A 16,140-nucleotide genomic window follows, 5' to 3' on the forward strand; every position below is an offset into this window, starting at 1 on the left:
CCGCTCAGGGCTGGGGGAGCGTGGCGCTCAGCAGGCCCTCGAGCGCGCCGACGAGGCGCTCCTTGTCGTAGCGCTCGGGCTGGTCGAGCACCAGCCGCCCGAAGTGCTCGGCCGTGATCATCACCAGGTGCGCGAGCACGTCGACGTCGACGTCCGGGCCGCCGCGCCGCTCGAGGCCGACCTGGAGCGCGTCGGCGACGTAGCCGCGGATCAGCTCGCGGGTCGAGTCGATCCGGTCCCGCACGATCGCCGGTGCGTTCTGGGTCAGGCCGAGGACCGGGCGCCACACGTCGGGTTCGTGCTGCACGGCGTCGATCAGCCCGCCGGCGGCCGTCAGGACCCAGTCGTCGACGTCTCCTTCGAAGGTGCGCGCCGGCATCAGCTGCAGGGCCGAGGCCAGCGCTCGGCGTTGCGTACGGTCGAGGAGGGCGTGGAGCAGGGGCTCCAGGCCGTCGTACGCCGCGTAGACGACGGGCCGCGTCACGTCGGCCTCCCGGGCGATCGCCTCGATGGTGACCCGGTCGTAGCCGTCGCGGACCAGCACGCGCAGCGCGGCGTCGAGCAGGTGCTCGCGTCGCTTCTCCACGGGGAGCCGCTTCGCGTAGCGCCGCTTGGGAGCCGGCGTGACGTCGTTCACGTGGTTGACAATATTCCACTGGTGTAAAGTTCGTGAACCTACGCAGGTGTAGCAATCAGATGAGGAGAGCCCGATGCTGGGTGTCCAGACCCGCAAGCAGATGCTCCCGAAGTACGAGCCGATGGCCGACTACGGCTTCCTCGGCCCCGACTCCGTCTCGTGGAAGGTGTGGTCGCACCCGACGTCGTACGTGCTCGGCTTCGCGCGCGCCGTCACGATCGAGCACTTCGACCCCAACCTGGCGGCCGCGGTCGTGCAGTCCGGCGGTGTGAAGTACCGGCCCTCGACCCGCTACGGCCGCACCCTGCGCTACTTCGCGATGCAGCTCTTCGGCGGCGCCGAGCAGACCGCGAGGGCCGCCGACGTGCTGGTCAAGGTGCACTCGAAGGCGGTCGGCCACGACCCCGTCACCGGCAGCACGTACGACGCCAACAGCGCCTCGTCGCAGCTGTGGATCCACGTCACGGCGTGGCACTCCATCCTCAAGTGCTACGAGATGTTCGGCCCCGGCAGGCTCACGCCCGCCGAGGAGGACCAGTTCTGGGCGGAGTGCGCCGAGATCGCGAAGCTGCAGACGATCGACCCGGCGGAGGTGCCGGCCAACCGTGCCGAGGTGCACCGCTACTTCGAGGAGTGGCGCCCGCGGCTGGCCGCGTCCGAGGCCGCGCAGGACATGATCCACTTCATCATGCCGTTGTCGGTCGCGCTGCCGCCGAGCATGCCGGGCTGGCAGAAGAAGGCGCTCGCCCCGGCCATGTGGCTGATGAGCAAGGGCGTCATCTCGACGTACCCGCGGTACATGCGCGACATGGCCAACCTGCGCCAGGGGCGCGTGCTCGACCTGGTCGCCCGGGTCGGCAACAAGGCGCTGCACGCGTTCTTCGAGCGCTCGATGAACGCGCGCCTCGCGCTCTTCGACCTGCTGGCCCCGCAGGCCGTCGAGATCGCCGCCCCCGCCATCCTCGGGATCCCGCCGAGGACCCCGCGGGTCTGGGGCGTGCGCGAGGCGCAGGAGCACTTCGGCTTCGCGATCCCGGCCGAGGCGCACCACGACATCCGCGAGAAGCAGCGCGACCGCGTGTTCAACCAGGGCGTGAAGCCGTCCGACGAGGGCCTGGTCGAGTCCGAACAGCACATCGGGACGATGCAGACCGCCTGACCGCACCCGTACGACGGACGCAGGGTCCGTGGCTCACATTCGTGCAGCCACGGACCCTGCGCGTTTCTGAACCGCAAGATCTCTTGTTCCCGGGGGTCGATCGGCGCTTCGATGTGGCAGTTCCACTCTCGGAAGAAAGGTTCTTGGATGTTCTCTACCCGGACCAGCAGGATCTCCGCCGGCGCAGCGTGTCTCGTGGCCACGTTCGCCGGTGCCACCGTCTCCGCCGCATCGGCGAACGGCGACGGGTCGGCGATCCCGACCTACAAGGAGTTCAAGGCCTCGACGTACGTCGACGTCGACGGCGCCTATGTCGTCAACGGTGACGAGGCGATCTCGACCGACGGCGACCTCAAGAAGTTCTACGAGCGCCTCGTCGGGCCCGAGGACACCCAGGCCGACGGCCTGATCGTCAACACCGTCGGCGGCGTCGACGACAAGTGGAGCGCGTCCCAGGTCGCCAACCTGACCTACTGCGTCAGCACCAAGTTCGGCACCCGCCACGACGACATCGTCAACGCGATGGCCGCCGGTGCCGGTCTCTGGGAGGCCGCCTCGTCGAAGGTCAACTTCGTCTACGTCGCGGCCCAGGACGGCAGCTGCACCACCCGCAACAACAGCGTGCTGTTCTCGGTGGAGCCGGTCCAGACGTCGCAGTACATCGCCCGGGCGTTCTTCCCGAGCACGTCGAAGCGCCAGCGCAACGTCCTCGTCGACGACTCGATCTGGACCTCGGGCAACTGGGAGCCCGGCGACATCCTGGGCCACGAGCTGGGCCACACGCTCGGCTTCCGCCACGAGCACACCCGCCCCGAGTCGGGCACCTGCTTCGAGGACAACAACTGGCGCCCGCTGACGCCGTACGACTCCTCCTCGATCATGCACTACCCGCAGTGCAACGGCGGTTCGAGCGACCTGGAGTTCCAGGCGTCCGACGCTGCAGGGGTCCGCGCGCTCTACGGTTCCTGATCCTGCCGGCGAGGCGGCCCGATCGTTGATTCGGGCCGCCTCGTCGTACGGCCATAGAATCGCCGCCCGTGGCACTCACCATCGGAATCGTCGGTCTCCCCAACGCGGGCAAGTCGACGCTCTTCAACGCGCTGACCAAGAACGACGTCCTCGCGGCGAACTACCCGTTCGCCACCATCGAGCCCAACGTGGGCGTCGTCGGCGTGCCCGATCCGCGGCTCGCGCAGCTCGCCGAGATCTTCGGCTCCGAGCGCCAGCTGCCCGCCACCGTCGAGTTCGTCGACATCGCCGGCATCGTCCGGGGTGCCTCGCAGGGCGAGGGCCTGGGCAACAAGTTCCTCGCGCACATCCGCGAGTCCGCCGCCATCTGCCAGGTGACCCGCGTCTTCCGCGACGAGGACGTCACCCACGTCGACGGCGAGGTCAACCCCGGCAACGACATCTCCACGATCCAGACCGAGCTGATCCTCGCCGACCTCGAGACGGTCGAGAAGTCCGTCGTACGCCTCGAGAAGGAGTCGCGCAAGGTCAAGGAGCTGGTCGCCAACCTGGAGGCCGCCAAGGCCGCCAAGGAGGCGCTGGAGGCCGGTACGCCGATCATCGCCACCGACATCGACCGGACCCTGCTGCGCGAGCTCTCGCTGCTCACCGCCAAGCCGTTCATCTACGTCTTCAACTGCGACGCCGACGAGCTGGCCGACGAGGAGCTGAAGGCTCGCATGCGCGAGCTCGTCGCGCCGGCCGAGGCGATCTTCCTCGACGCCAAGTTCGAGTCCGAGCTGATCGAGCTCGACGACGAGGAGGCCGCCGAGTTCCTCGCCGAGGCCGGCGTCACCGAGCCCGGCCTCGAGGTCCTCGCCCGGGTCGGCTTCGACACCCTCGGCCTGCAGACCTACCTCACCGCCGGCCCCAAGGAGTCGCGCGCGTGGACGATCCCCAAGGGCGCCACCGCCCCGCAGGCCGCCGGCGTGATCCACACCGACTTCGAGAAGGGCTTCATCAAGGCCGAGGTCGTCTCCTTCGACGACCTCGTCGCCGCGGGCTCCATGGCCAAGGCCAAGGAGGCCGGCAAGGTCCGCATGGAGGGCAAGGACTACGTCATGGCCGACGGTGACGTGGTGGAGTTCCGCTTCAACGTGTAAAGCCGCAGGTCAGAGGCCATTTACGCCTCATCTGCCCTCATTCTGCCCTCACCAGCGGTGAGGACTTCGGCCGCAAGACGGGCAGACGCGTCCCGCACCCGACTCTCCGCGCTCGGCCACAGGTGCGCATAGGTGGTCAGCGTGGTGGTGGACTTCGCGTGCCCCAGCGCGCGCTGCACGGCCACCACGTCGCAACCCGAGGCAATGAGCCCTGAAGCGTAGAAATGGCGAAGGTCGTGCAGGCGGACACCGCTCACGCCGGCACGGGCAAGGGTCGTGCGCCAACGGTGACCGACCGTGTTCTGGTGCGGTGGAAGCTTGGCGTTGCCTTCGAACAGCCACTCGTTGGTCAGACCCAGCGCCACGTGCTCGGCCAGCATGTCAATGAGTGCCTGCGCGGCGTGCACCGTGCGCTCGGAGTTGTACTTCGGCAGCCGGACCTCGAGCTCGCCGCCGTTCACCCGCTGCACCTGACGGCGGACGTGGATCTCGCGACGCAGGAAGTCGACGTCGCCGACCTGCAGCGCGGCCGCCTCCCCGAGTCGGAGTCCGGCGAACGCGCACAGTCCGACGAACGCCCGGAAGCGCGGATCCGCGGCCTCCAGGATCTGCCGGACCACCTCCGGGGCCGGGATCGTCATCGCGGCCTCGCGCTTGCGCTGACGGGGGAGTCGTACACGCGCCGTGGGATCGGTCGCGATCATCCCGTCGCGCACCGCCGCCCGGAAGACCGAGCGCACGTTGACGAACCGCGTCTTGATCGTCCCCGGCGCCAGCGGGGCGGATCGATCCGAGGAAGCAATCGTCATCGACTTCACCCAGGCCTCGACGTGGCTCGGCCGGATCGAGCGCAGGTCCACCTCGGCGAACGACGTCGACCGGGCCGCTAGCGACATCGCCTTCCGGGTGCCGTCAGTCCACAGCTGGTCCCGCTCCCACGACTCGAAGTAGCGCAGGAACGAGACCTTGCCGGCCTGCGGATCCACCCACCGCCCGCGATCGAGAGCATCGAGCTGCTGCCGTCGCCACTTGACGGCGTCCACTTGCTTGGCGAAGGACCGTTCGTGCTGCGCACCGGTCTCTTGGTTGCGGTACCTGGCCCGCCAAGAGTTCCCGCGTCTCGTGATCCCTTCCGGCATCCCGACTCCTCTCCGAGACCTTCGAGAGTAGGTCCGAGATCCGACAGCGGTCGAGCCGATCTGCGAATCGCTGGTGATGCGTTGCCGTTGGTGGTGGACGTTGCCCGGTCCTCGTCGCACCTGGTGCGTCGAAGTTGCTGCGTTCAGCGACCTCGAAGGGCGGCCGGTCGCCGACGCGAGCTGGATGACTGCCGACGTGGCCACCGTGGCGCTGCGCGGCGATATGGGGTAGCTGCGCCGCGACGCCCCGCCGCTGGCAGCGTGGTGGCAGCACGAGGTCGGTAGGATCCTGCACGCCGCGATGGCCGCTGGGCGAGCCGTCGACGTCGACGTCAGGTACCGATTTTACCGCTCTCGCAGCCGATGCGCACCCAATGGCTGTCGCTGCCCGGACTGTGCATTCGCGGGTATGCCACACTCAAGGGGCACGCCGCTGCAGATGCTGCAGATGCCTCGCTGACCTGCCAATATAAACAAATGTCAGAGAGGATGACTTTTGCTTATATCGAGTGATGTGTGGGTGGCGGCGCTGATCAGGGCAGGCGTCGCCGTGCGCCAACTCGGCCCGAACCAGGTCGAGCTCACCACGCACCCCTACGACTCCACCGACGGTCCCACTGATGAACTCGGCGAGTCAGCCGATCTGGGGCCGGATCTTGCCATGAGTCTGCCGTCGGGGGAGACGTGGACGGTGGAGGTCAAGGCATGGGATCGCACCCTGACGCCGAACATCATTCGCAAGGCCGCGCAGAGCCTCAGCTCGCGTCGCGTGCTCGCGATCGCGCCAAGCATTAGCGAGCAGGCGCGCGCGGTGGCGCGCGAGCATGGCTGGTCGGTTATCGCCACAAACCCCAACCGGGCGGACGGGCCGACCGGCGCGCTCGCCCTGCCCGATGGCCGCTGGCAGCTCCTCGGAGAGCCGGACGAACCTGAGCGCTCCCATGCCTCCGAACAGCCGGACCAGCCGGTGGGTTCGGGGACATTGCATCTGGGAACCCGGCCGGCTGGAACAGGGAAGCGCAGGACCAGCAGAAAGGGACGCCCAGCGTACGGGGTCGGGCAGGTGATCCGCGCCCTACTCACCGGGCAGCAGTTCACCCAAGCCGAGCTCGCCCAGTTAACCGGCCTCAGCCAGCCGCGGATCTCCCAGACGTTGCGGAAACTAAACGGGGAAGGTCTGGCCCATCCCCGCGGTGTGAAGCCCTATCGGTGGGAGGCGGCCGGGTGGGGTGACCTTCTCGACCACTGGCTGACCACGTACCGTGGTCCGGGCGGCACTCGCACCTACTGGTACGGCCTCGAGCAGGCCGCGCAGACCGCCGACCGGGTCCTCGATTTCCTCGACGGCACCGCCGTCGCTGCTGCCGCCGCCAATTCCAGTCATCTGATGGCGTACCGGACCGTCCCGGCGTTGTCCGGGCTAGTTGCTGCAGACCGAATCGCGCCGTGGGCACGCGCGAACGTGGCAACCATCTACACCCCGGTCGGTGCAGACCTCCAGCAGGTCGGCCTGACACCAGCCTCGCCGGGAGATGCCACCATCCAGCTCGTCGTACCCGCAGATCCAGGTGTGTGGCTCGTGCCCCGAATGTGGCAGGCGCTGGAAGGGCGGCGTCTGGCGGATCCGTTCCAGATCCTGTGGGACCTCACCCACCCGATCGGCGCCGCTGTCACTGATGCGGACCAGGCTGCACTTCACCTGCGGAAATACCTGTTCGACGAGGCCCTCGCCCAGCTCGACCGCGGTGACCGGGAGAGCGGTCACGGTGACCAAGGGAGCGGCGGGCCGCTGTGACCGAGCTAGAACAGGGTCAAGAACCTGCGCGCGAGCCGGTTCGTGAACAAGATGACGAGCATGATCACCAGCACGAGCAACACCACGAACAACAGCACCGTGAACAGCAGTACCAGCGCGAGCAGGAGCACGCGGTGGGGGACGTGGCGGGGGACGTGGTGACGTCGCAATCTTCGGCGGACAGCGAGGAATCAGGCGTGATTCATCTCGACCTGCTGTCGACGTCCCGGTCAACCGATGCGGCGTACCTCGCGGCCGCCGACATCGCCTCCGTGACAGCCGAGCTCGACGTGCCGTACCGCCTCGTCGGCGGGAACTGCGTGACGCTGCTCGTCGCGGCGTACCAAGTCACCGGCATCCCGCCTCGAGACACCGCCGACGCCGACCTCGGCGTCGGGTACGAGGTCGTTGCCGACCCGCGATTGCCCGCAGCGCTCGAGGGCCGTGGATACCAGCGCACCGACGGGAACCGGTTCGAGCGGCCCCTGTCCGACGAGCACGGAACGCTGCAGCTGGTGGTCGACGTTCTCGCGCCCGCGTACGACGCAAAGATGCGAACGAATCAGGAGCACGGCGACCTTGTCGTCGACGAAGTGCCGGGTCTGGGGATCGCTCTGGTCCGCGAGCCGGTCGTCGTCGACATTGACGTGCAGTTGACATCCGGTACGACGGTCACCGCCCAGCTGGCGCTGCCCGACCCCATCTCTGCGTTGTGTATGAAGGCCACAGCGTGGGCGGGACGGTTTTCGGCTCGGGACGCCTTCGACATCTGGCGGCTCCTGGAGGTCGCCTACGCCGCCGGAGTGAAGGCCGAGAAATGGCCTCTGGCCGGGTCCGGGCTCGACGCATCCCGCGTCCTACACCGCAGCTTCGCCACACCGGCCCGCGACCCGTACCGTGATGCTCAGGTGCCCGGGAACGTTCCAGCGAGAGTCCGGGCGCTCGTGGCGGAGGTAGTCGCGCCACCCGCACGCTGACCCCTTGTCACCTCCGCCTCGACCCGTCCCGCACCGGTCCTACCCGGGGCTACCGAGGCACCGGGCTGTTGCGGCCGTCTGAGGAAGCACGACGGCCCACCAGCGTTGGAAGTTGGTGGCCGTCCAGGGAGGCTTCCGGGAAGGGAGCCGGCACATCATGCGGAGGTGTGAGTCCACCCGCACCGGCGGTCCGCGACCGCCGGGTCCGCTCGAACGATCAGGTCGGTGAGCACAAAAGGCAATTGTCGTTGTGGTCGGAGACGACCACATGAGCCACCTCGCGGCTTTAGCCGTGAGCCGAAGCTGCCGATGCACGCGATCAACGGCACGCTGCGCATCTGTGTGTCGTCGTTCGAGCCGGTAATGCTGCCGGCGACTACTTCGAACCCGCCATGAATGCGTCTGTGAACTTGTCGTGCAAGCCGACCAGCGTACGCTTACCGGATTGCGTGAGCCGGACGTCCGCACGGACGAGTGCATAGGCCATCTCGACCTTGCTCGGGGTGCGAACCTTCTTCCGCTTGGCCCAATCGGCGAAGGCCTTGGCGATGGGCACCCCATCGGGGACATCGGCCGCTGTGAACCGCTTGACCTGCCCCATCGTGTCGAGGAACTTGTTGACCACGGTGACGTAGTCCTCGCGGTTGATGAGGTCTTCGACCGCGTGCGCCGTGGGGAGGCTGTAGATGCGGCTGCCATCGACGCCTACGGCCTTGAGAGCGGCCTTGTGTTCGTCGCCGCCCCTGTCGCCGTCGGTGAGATAGACAACCTTGGCCGCGACTTCCTCGACGCGGATCCCTGAGCCGTGTGCGTTAGCAAGGCCCGGCGCTACCTGGTAGTCGAGGTCGTCGAGCCTGGTGGCCTTGCGGATGAGGGTGGGCAGCAGCACCATGTCGGATGCTCCTTCGGCCAGCACGGCGTTGCGGCACATGGAGAACGCTGCGGCTCCTGCTCCCATCGCGAACAGGAGCGGAGAGAATCCGGGACCTTCACCCTCCCAGAAGTTGTTCTTGATGACGCTGGCATCCGCATACTCGGGGTCGCGGGCGAGGACACGGATTCCGGTGCCGAGGTCGCTGGGAAGGCATCCTGGCGAATGGGTGGTGTAGAAGACCTGGGCTGCGTTAACGCTCTTGAGCAGCACACTGACGAGGTCGGCTTGAGCGTCGTAGTGGAGGTGCGTCTCAGCCTCGTCGATGAGCAGTACAGGCGGCACCGTGTGACCGCCGGATGCGAGAAACGCGACGAGCGCGACGAACGTTTTGAGCCCGTCGCTTCGCTCGGCGATGTTGGTGACGTCGCCGTTGCCGTGGAGTTCCTTCAGCAGGACTTCCAGAAGGGTGCCGTTGACGTTGAACCGCACGGTGACCTTGCTCTGGTTCCATGCCTGGTCGAAGAGTTTCCGCAACCGGTCGTTGCCTCGTTCGAGGGTGGTCTCCCGCTTGGTGGAGTCACTGGTCTGGATGTGGCTCCACATCTCGTCGAGGTCGATGCCCGCGAGGGTCAGCAACCTCGCGACGGCCGGTGAGATGGCCCGGTTCTCAGGCTGGAGGTTGTAGGACGTTTCGAGGGCGCGATCCTCGTCTTCGAAGAGCACGAAGTCAGGGACGCGGTCCGCGATCGCGTTCCAGACGGCCTCCGACGGATGCTCCTCGGTGAGGTGTTCGGAGAGGTCGTCGAGCATCTGCGCGAGCCGCACGTCGCGTGGCTGCTTGCGACCAGCCGGGGTCTCCTTCAACCATGCAGCGAGTGACTGGACTGCGCTCAGCCATTGAGGGGGCCATTCTTCGTCCGGGCTCGAGAGTGCCTCGCTCACGGTCGCGGCCCAGTCGTTCGGGTCCTGCTCGTCTTCGTCGGCGGCCGCCGCGAACTGAGCTGCCAGCTTGGTGGTGGCCTTCGCGAGTCGTCCGCGGACCAGTTCGAACGGCTTCGCCGGGCGGGTGGGACGCGGGGACAGAGAGCGGATGCGGTTGCCGTCCCGTTTCTTGTACAGCACCAACGTCGTTGGCTGGTTGTCCATTGCGATGTCGGCGAAGGCATTCTTGTCATCGTCATCGAGTTCGTAGAACACCTTCACGACGGCGGAGTGGTCCGACGCGGGCGGACGGCTGCGGTTGTGGTCGACGGGCGAGACCTGCCCGCCGTGGGTGAACCACCGCAGCCCACGTAGGACGGTCGTCTTGCCCGCTTCGTTGAACCCGATGAATGCAGTCAACGGACCGTCGATGCCGGTGGCCGTCTTCGCGAGCCGGCGATACCCGTTGAACTCAATCCTGCTAACCCGCACGGAGGCTCCTGTCAGTTCCGGCTACCAGCGCTCGATAGGTGACTCCTAAGGGGGTCGCCACTCCGGTCGTACTCCCGAGGCCGGTCATCTGATTCGCCACCGTCGAGCTGCCCATGCATATGAGGAGGAGACCCCAGCTCGGTATCGGATCAGAGTTTGCATCAGGCCCCAAGGTGTTGGATGAGCGTTGGCCGTAGCTCGGCGTCACGGCGTTCATGCACCGTATCGGCGTGCGCGGCGTTTCGTCGGTACTTCACCGATGGCGGCCGTCCGCACTAAGGCATAGCGGGCGCTCGCGTCCGCACGGATCCAATCGCGGGCGGGCATGTCACGAAAGTGGCCGCCAGCATGCTTCCGTTATCCATGGAACCCGTTGATCGAGATCTCCGCGCTCGCCGCCCAGCCGCGGTACCTTTCCGGCGAGTGGAACTGCGACCCGCGTTCTGCAGCACCGTCCCCCCGTGACGAAGGACCGAACCGACTGCCACACACCTATTGCATTGCCGGCGGAGATTCGTCCCGATGCAATTGCCCATCGAGCTTCTCTGACGAGGATTTCAGAGGCAGTGCCACCGGTATTGATCGCTGCGGGCGCCAACTCGGACGTAGGTGACTGACCAAGAACCACCAGTTACCGCAGGAGGCCGAGATGAGCATGCAAGCGGACGAAGGAGACCAGCTGGGGCTGTGGCGTGAGCCGGCCGCAGCTCCAGCAGAGGGCGCGCGAACGGCAAGGGGCAGATCTGAGGGCCACGCGGGGAGCGGCCGCAGTGCGGCTCCCGCGCCGGACCTGCCGGCTCGGCGACCGCTCAAGCCGATGGACTACACCGAGTTGTGGACGATCGAGGACGTCGCCAACTACTTGGGCGTGCCGAAGCAGACGATCTACTCCTGGCGGCACACGGGCTACGGACCGAAGGGGTTCCGCGTGGGCAAGCACCTGCGGTGGCGATCTGCCGCGGTCATCGCCTGGACCTTGGGCCTGGAGAAGGACGAGTGATCACGCAACGGCCCTGCGAACGGTGCGGTCGTCCGATCTACGAAGGCGAGCCACGGCATCCGGGCCGTCCTCGACGATGGTGCAGCGATGCTTGCCGACGGGCTGACCACTCCGAGCGTCGGGCTCTCGAGCGGGGTCTTCAGCCGGCACCTGACCTCGACCAAGCGGTCGAGGTGGTCCTGCAGTCACCAGCAGCTTGCCGGCGCGTGCTCCGCCAAGTGGGGGACTGGGTCGGGAGCGGGGCCCTCGATGAGGCGAGGTGGAGCAGTGTTGCCGCAGAGCTCGCTCGCCTCCTCCGACAGACCGAGCGCGGAAGCCGCGCGACAGCGTCCAGCCGAAACCGGGCCCGCTGATGACCAGCCAGCTGGGCCGAGTTCGGGCACGTGCCAAGGAAGAGGAACGTCGGCGCCAGCTGCTGCGCCGCGCACGGCTGACCGAGATGCTGGTCATCAAGGCGCTCAACGCCCTCGCTCAACGCGGTCGCGGCCGCCGCGCGGACGTCGTTGCAGGTGAGGCGTTGCGCGACCTGATCGGCGTCGAGGGCGTCGGCCTCAAGGAGGCCGTTCGGCTGTGCCGCGGTGAGGTGGACGTAGCTGAGTTCAAGCGACTCAGCGCCCTCGGCTGCCCTCAATCTGCCCTCACCAGCACCGAAAGCGACCCAAAGAGACCATGACGACCGAATCGTGTTTGCGCAGGTCAAGGGCACTCTTGCCCAGAACTGACGACTGTCGAAAGACTCCGGAAACGTTCCGCTTCAACGTCTGAGGACCGCCTCTGCCCGGACGTCTGGCCAGCCGCGCGTCAGCTCACCGCTCGCGCGAGCGCTGCTCGGCGAGCCAGGTGTGGTTGCTGATCGCCGCGCCGACCTCGGCGCGGAAGTCGCGACCGGTGCCGTCGCCGCGGCGGTACAGGTCGCGGGCGTGGTACGGCGACTCGGGCTGGTACGGCGCGCTCATGTGGATCCGCTCGGCGAGCTCGTCGAGGTACTGGTGGCCACGCCTGCGGTAGTCCTCGCGCTCGACGGCGCCCAGCTCGATCAACGCGGAGTCGTCGATCATCGCGCTGTAGGAGTAGCGCGCGTCCAGGTAGAGGGCGTCGCCCTGGCGGACCAGGAACCAGCCGCCCGGGCGGTGGTCGACGTACTGCATCGCCTCCCTCGCCTGCTCCTGCCGGGCCCGTGACGCCCACTGCTCGACGGGCGGGATCCGCTCCATCGGCCGCTCCCTGGCCTCGTTCGGTCCGTGGTAGCCGAAGGTCGGCGGCCCGTCGCGGTGCAGCGTCAGGCAGATGACCCGGTGGCAGTTCCGGCAGGTCAGCTGGCTCTCCACGAGCCTCATCAGCCCCGAGGCGTGGAGCTCCTCGAGGTCGTCGAGCGGCACCCACGCCGGGTCCTGCTTGACCTGCTCCGCCGCCACGGCGGTCCGCAGCCGCTCCAGGGTCGCAGCCAGGTCGAGGCCGCCCTGCTCGTCGATCGCGGGCAGCGTGCTGCAGGCCGGGCACTCGTCGGCATCCGGCGGACGCACCCGTCCGGGCTGCCCGGCGGTGACGACGATGCTGACGAGGTGCCCGGGCTCCTTCCACGAGCCCTTGTCGCCGGCGTCGCCGAAGCGGAGTTGGGCGAAGCCGGCGCCGACCTTGAAGTACGGGCTGCGGAACCCGGAGAACTGGGCCTTCAGGCCGAACGCGGTCTCGACCTGCTTCAACGTCGCCGCGTTCGTGAGCCCGTCGACCCACGCCGACAGGTCGACCACCCCCGCACCGTCGGAGGGCGGCTTGGCGTGCAGGATCACGGCGAGCACCGCGCCGTCCTGGAGCACGATCTCGCCACCCGAGGCGAAGCGCAGCCTGCGCACCTCGGTCGCGGGTACGCCGACGCGGTGCTCCGTGACGTGGACGGGATCGTCACCGAAGGCGTGGAGGAGGCGGCGTACCGCGTCGTCGACCTCGGTGCCGCCGAGGGCGTCGACGAGGAGGGGAAGGCGGCTCCGAGTGGCCCACGGCTGCATGCAGGAACCGTAGGCCAGCGGGGCCGGGATCGCGGATAGGGTCGCCTCGTGCCCGTGACCCTATCCGAGCTGCTCGTCGCCGACCCGCCCGAGGCCTGGCGGGCGGCCGGCTTCACCGTCGACGACGACGGGACGTCCCGGGTCGGGACGGTCCGCATCCGACTGCTCGGCGACGCGGCCGGCAAGGGCGTGATGGGCTGGGCGCTGCGTGGGCTGCCGGAGGAGCGGGCCGACGTCGACGGCGTACCCACGACCGCGACGGACGAGCCCGCGGCAGAGCCTGCCGGCCACCCCAACGGTACGACGCACATCGACCACGTCGTCCTGCTGGCGCCGGACCTCACCCGCACCGTCGCGGCGCTCGGCGGCATCGGCCTCGAGCCGCGCCGTGAGCGTGACGGCGAGCTCGGTGGGGGCCCGGTGCGCCAGGTCTTCTACCGGCTGGGCGAGGTGATCCTCGAGGTGGTCGGTGCTCAGGGTGCGACGGGCGAGGGCCCGGCCACGATCTGGGGCCTCACCCACACGGTCGCCGACATCGACGCCGCGGCCGCGCTGCTGGGTGAGCACGCCGCGCCGGTCAAGGACGCCGTCCAGCCGGGACGGCGGATCACGACCCTGCGCACCCGCGAGCTGGGGATGTCGGTCCGCACGGCGTTGATCTCGCCGCACGTGAAGGACTGACCCCGACCGATCACCCCGTCGCGAGCTTCCACGCCACGACGAGCATCGTCACCGCGATCGCGACCTCCAGCACCTGCCACGCCCGCGGGCGGGCGAGCAGGGGAGCGAGGAGCCGGGCGCCGAAGCCGAGGCTGCAGAACCACAGCACGCTGCCGAGCGCCGCCCCGGCGCCGAACCACCAGCGCCCGGCGACCTCGCCGCCGTCGTGGGCGGCCGCGACCGAGCCGATGAGCAGGAGCGTGTCGAGGTAGACGTGCGGGTTGAGCCAGGTGAGCGCGAAGGTCCGCGCGAGCACGCTGCGCCGGGTCTCGTCGCGGTTGCCGTTCTGGGGCGCCAGCGACTCGGGGTGGAGGGCGCGGCGGAGCGAGCTGGCGGCGTACCAGACCAGGAAGGCGACGCCGAGCCAGCGGACCACGTCGATCACCCAGCCTGCGTGGTCGACCAGGGTGCCGATACCGGCGATGCCGGCGGCGATGAGCACGGCGTCCGAGAGCGCGCAGACGAGGACGACGGCGCCGACGTGCGAGCGGAGCAGGCCCTGCCGCAGGACGAACGCGTTCTGCGCGCCGATGGCGACGATGAGGGAGAGCGCGGTCAGGAGGCCCGCGACGGCAGGGGCGATCACGGCTCGACCGTAGGTGCGTCATCGGATGCAGGCCAGCGAATCTTCCTAAGGAAGATGAAGCAGCGCTTAACCTGATCAGCATGCGCTTCGACCCCGCCCAGCTGGAGACGCTCGTCGCGATCTCGGAGGAGGGGACCTTCGAGGCCGCGGCCCGGCGGCTCCACGTCACGCCGAGCGCGGTCAGCCAGCGCGTGCGCGCGCTCGAGCAGGCGGCGGGCCAGGTCCTCGTCGGTCGTACGACGCCCGCCACCGTGACCGCGGCAGGGGAGCCGCTCGTCCGGCTGGGCCGGCAGCTGCGCCTGCTCGCGTCCGAGGCCGCTGCCACGCTGGGCGCCGGTGAGGTGGTCGAGCTCGCCGTCGCGGTCAACGCCGACTCGCTGGCGACCTGGCTGCGCCCGGTGCTGCGCGCCGTGGCGACCCTGCCGGCGGTCGCGCTGCGGCTGAGGATCGAGGACCAGGGCTACTCGCACGACCTGCTGCGGCGTGGTGACGTGCTCGCCGCGGTCACGGCCGAGGGGGCGCCGGTGCAGGGCTGTGCGGTCGAGCCGCTGGGCCGGCTGCGCTACACCCCGGCGGCCGCCCCCTGGCTGGTCGACCGGCACCGGCGCGGGCGGTCGGTCGACTGGGCGCGCATCCCGATGGTCGTGTTCAACGAGAAGGACCACCTCCAGGACGAGGTGCTGGCGGCCCACGGCGCCACCCGGCCGCCGGTCGTGCACCGGGTGCCGAGCACGGCCGACTTCCACGAGGCGGTCCGCGCGGGGCTCGGCTGGGGCATGATCCCGGCCCCACAGCTGGAGCCCGACCGGGCCGACGGCCTGCTGGTGCGGCTGCCCGGCGGGCGGCCGGTCGACGTACCCCTCTTCTGGCAGCGGTGGCGCCTCGACAGCCCGGCGCTGGCCGCGCTGTCCGACGAGGTCCGCGCCGCCGCGGCTCTGGGCCTCGGGCCGCGGCGTCCCTAAGGTGGCGGCATGGCAAGCGTCGACCTGTTCGCCGGCATCCCCGTCACCGACCACGAGCGTGCGGTCGACTGGTACACGCGGCTCCTCGGCGAGCCGCCGTCCTTCCTGCCCAACGACATCGAGGCGGTGTGGGAGCTCGCGGACCACCGCTACGTCTTCACCGAGCTCCTGCCCGAGCACGCCGGCCACGCGCGGCACACGCTGTTCGTCGACGACCTCGACGGCTGGGTCGACGCGATCGCGGACCGTGGCATCGAGGCGGCCACGAGCGAGACCTACGACAACGGCGTGCGCAAGGTGACCTACCGCGACCCCGACGGCAACGAGATCGGGTTCGGCGGGGAGTCCGCGGCCGCCTGAGCGTGGATGGCGGTCGGGCTCAGGCGCTGCGGGTGGCGCGGTCGTGCGCCTCGCGCACGAGCTCCACCACGGAGCGGCCGATCCGGGTGAGGCCGAGCCGCTTCTGCAGGTCGATCCACATGGCCGCGTCCAGCGCGTCGGTCGCCAGTCGGCGCAGCTCGTCGGCATCGAGCTCGCCCGCGTCCCCGTCGCCGGAGTCGAGGGTGGCGCTGAACACCGGCTCCGCCCCGTCGAGGCACCAGGTCCGGACCAGCCCGAAGCGCGGGCCCTCGTGCAGCCAGGCGCCGGCGTCGTCGTACGCGTGCTCGGCGGCGCTGGTGACGCACCACGGCGGGCAGTCGGGTGCGCTGGTCGTGCGCGACGGGTCGGCCGGGTCCATGCCTGCCTGATCGGCAGTCCGG

General features: G+C 69.1%; 16 protein-coding genes. 10 read left to right on the forward strand and 6 right to left on the reverse strand.

Going from position 1 to position 16,140, the window contains the following annotated elements:
* Positions 1-4: 4 nt before the first annotated feature.
* Complete coding sequence (locus BJ993_RS16365; RefSeq protein WP_036547987.1) at positions 5-637, reverse strand: TetR/AcrR family transcriptional regulator; 633 nt, start codon at positions 635-637, stop codon at positions 5-7.
* Between the two features lie 73 nt (positions 638-710).
* On the opposite strand from BJ993_RS16365, the gene BJ993_RS16370 reads away from it, so the two are divergent.
* From BJ993_RS16370 to ychF, 3 genes are all read left to right on the forward strand, one after another.
* Entirely contained in the window at positions 711-1,796 is a 1,086-nt protein-coding gene (locus BJ993_RS16370; protein ID WP_179649973.1) for an oxygenase MpaB family protein, read from the forward strand.
* A gap of 147 nt (positions 1,797-1,943) precedes the next feature.
* Positions 1,944-2,765, forward strand: coding sequence for a zinc metalloprotease (locus BJ993_RS16375; RefSeq protein WP_179649975.1), 822 nt, complete (start codon positions 1,944-1,946; stop codon positions 2,763-2,765).
* A 68-nt stretch (positions 2,766-2,833) separates the two neighbouring features.
* Positions 2,834-3,907, forward strand: a complete 1,074-nt coding sequence (gene ychF / locus BJ993_RS16380) for a redox-regulated ATPase YchF (RefSeq protein ID WP_036547993.1) — start codon at positions 2,834-2,836, stop codon at positions 3,905-3,907.
* A 20-nt stretch (positions 3,908-3,927) separates the two neighbouring features.
* Here ychF and BJ993_RS16385 read toward each other — a convergent pair whose 3' ends face one another.
* Entirely contained in the window at positions 3,928-4,950 is a 1,023-nt protein-coding gene (locus BJ993_RS16385; RefSeq protein WP_308645602.1) for a tyrosine-type recombinase/integrase, read from the reverse strand.
* 616 nt (positions 4,951-5,566) lie between these two features.
* On the opposite strand from BJ993_RS16385, the gene BJ993_RS16390 reads away from it, so the two are divergent.
* Entirely contained in the window at positions 5,567-6,841 is a 1,275-nt protein-coding gene (locus BJ993_RS16390; protein WP_179649979.1) for a helix-turn-helix domain-containing protein, read from the forward strand.
* A complete protein-coding gene (locus BJ993_RS16395; protein WP_179649981.1) occupies positions 6,838-7,818 on the forward strand; it encodes a hypothetical protein in 981 nt (326 codons plus the stop codon). Before BJ993_RS16390 ends, BJ993_RS16395 begins: the two co-directional genes overlap by 4 nt.
* A gap of 376 nt (positions 7,819-8,194) precedes the next feature.
* Here the strand turns inward: BJ993_RS16395 and BJ993_RS16400 are convergent, their stop codons facing one another.
* Positions 8,195-10,105 (reverse strand): AAA family ATPase, encoded by a 1,911-nt coding sequence (locus tag BJ993_RS16400; RefSeq protein ID WP_179649983.1) that lies wholly within the window; start codon positions 10,103-10,105, stop codon positions 8,195-8,197.
* A gap of 649 nt (positions 10,106-10,754) precedes the next feature.
* Between BJ993_RS16400 and BJ993_RS26015 the strand changes: the two genes are divergently transcribed.
* On the forward strand, positions 10,755-11,105 hold the full coding sequence (locus BJ993_RS26015) for a helix-turn-helix transcriptional regulator (RefSeq protein ID WP_257026900.1): 351 nt from the start codon (positions 10,755-10,757) through the stop codon (positions 11,103-11,105).
* A gap of 352 nt (positions 11,106-11,457) precedes the next feature.
* Positions 11,458-11,778: a hypothetical protein gene (locus tag BJ993_RS16410; RefSeq protein WP_179649985.1), complete on the forward strand. Its 321-nt coding sequence runs from the start codon at positions 11,458-11,460 to the stop codon at positions 11,776-11,778.
* A gap of 133 nt (positions 11,779-11,911) precedes the next feature.
* Here BJ993_RS16410 and BJ993_RS16415 read toward each other — a convergent pair whose 3' ends face one another.
* Positions 11,912-13,111, reverse strand: a complete 1,200-nt coding sequence (locus tag BJ993_RS16415) for a polysaccharide lyase family protein (RefSeq protein ID WP_179649986.1) — start codon at positions 13,109-13,111, stop codon at positions 11,912-11,914.
* Positions 13,112-13,165: 54 nt separating this feature from the next.
* Here BJ993_RS16415 and BJ993_RS16420 point away from each other — a divergent pair, with 54 nt between their 5' ends.
* The gene (locus BJ993_RS16420; RefSeq protein WP_218864723.1) at positions 13,166-13,792 is read left to right on the forward strand and encodes a hypothetical protein; all 627 of its coding nucleotides are present in this window, start codon (positions 13,166-13,168) and stop codon (positions 13,790-13,792) included.
* Positions 13,793-13,802: 10 nt separating this feature from the next.
* On the opposite strand, the gene BJ993_RS16425 is transcribed toward BJ993_RS16420, so the two are convergent.
* Complete coding sequence (locus BJ993_RS16425) at positions 13,803-14,417, reverse strand: LysE/ArgO family amino acid transporter (RefSeq protein WP_179649988.1); 615 nt, start codon at positions 14,415-14,417, stop codon at positions 13,803-13,805.
* Positions 14,418-14,497: 80 nt separating this feature from the next.
* On the opposite strand from BJ993_RS16425, the gene BJ993_RS16430 reads away from it, so the two are divergent.
* Entirely contained in the window at positions 14,498-15,379 is an 882-nt protein-coding gene (locus BJ993_RS16430; protein WP_179649989.1) for a LysR family transcriptional regulator ArgP, read from the forward strand.
* Positions 15,380-15,388: 9 nt separating this feature from the next.
* Complete coding sequence (locus BJ993_RS16435) at positions 15,389-15,739, forward strand: VOC family protein (RefSeq protein WP_179649990.1); 351 nt, start codon at positions 15,389-15,391, stop codon at positions 15,737-15,739.
* Between the two features lie 19 nt (positions 15,740-15,758).
* Here BJ993_RS16435 and BJ993_RS16440 read toward each other — a convergent pair whose 3' ends face one another.
* Positions 15,759-16,118, reverse strand: coding sequence for a hypothetical protein (locus BJ993_RS16440; protein ID WP_179649991.1), 360 nt, complete (start codon positions 16,116-16,118; stop codon positions 15,759-15,761).
* Positions 16,119-16,140: the final 22 nt, after the last annotated feature.

The sequence above is a fragment of the Nocardioides aromaticivorans genome (assembly GCF_013408525.1).
Classification (GTDB): domain Bacteria; phylum Actinomycetota; class Actinomycetes; order Propionibacteriales; family Nocardioidaceae; genus Nocardioides; species Nocardioides aromaticivorans.

Coding starts and splice junctions, on each gene's coding strand:
- BJ993_RS16370 (WP_179649973.1), top strand. CDS start 711: ATGCTGGGTGTCCAGACCCGCAAGCAGATGCTCCCGAAGTACGAGCCG.
- BJ993_RS16375 (WP_179649975.1), top strand. CDS start 1,944: ATGTTCTCTACCCGGACCAGCAGGATCTCCGCCGGCGCAGCGTGTCTC.
- BJ993_RS26015 (WP_257026900.1), top strand. CDS start 10,755: ATGAGCATGCAAGCGGACGAAGGAGACCAGCTGGGGCTGTGGCGTGAG.
- BJ993_RS16410 (WP_179649985.1), top strand. CDS start 11,458: ATGACCAGCCAGCTGGGCCGAGTTCGGGCACGTGCCAAGGAAGAGGAA.
- BJ993_RS16415 (WP_179649986.1), bottom strand. CDS start 13,111: ATGCAGCCGTGGGCCACTCGGAGCCGCCTTCCCCTCCTCGTCGACGCC.
- BJ993_RS16430 (WP_179649989.1), top strand. CDS start 14,498: ATGCGCTTCGACCCCGCCCAGCTGGAGACGCTCGTCGCGATCTCGGAG.
- BJ993_RS16435 (WP_179649990.1), top strand. CDS start 15,389: ATGGCAAGCGTCGACCTGTTCGCCGGCATCCCCGTCACCGACCACGAG.
- BJ993_RS16440 (WP_179649991.1), bottom strand. CDS start 16,118: ATGGACCCGGCCGACCCGTCGCGCACGACCAGCGCACCCGACTGCCCG.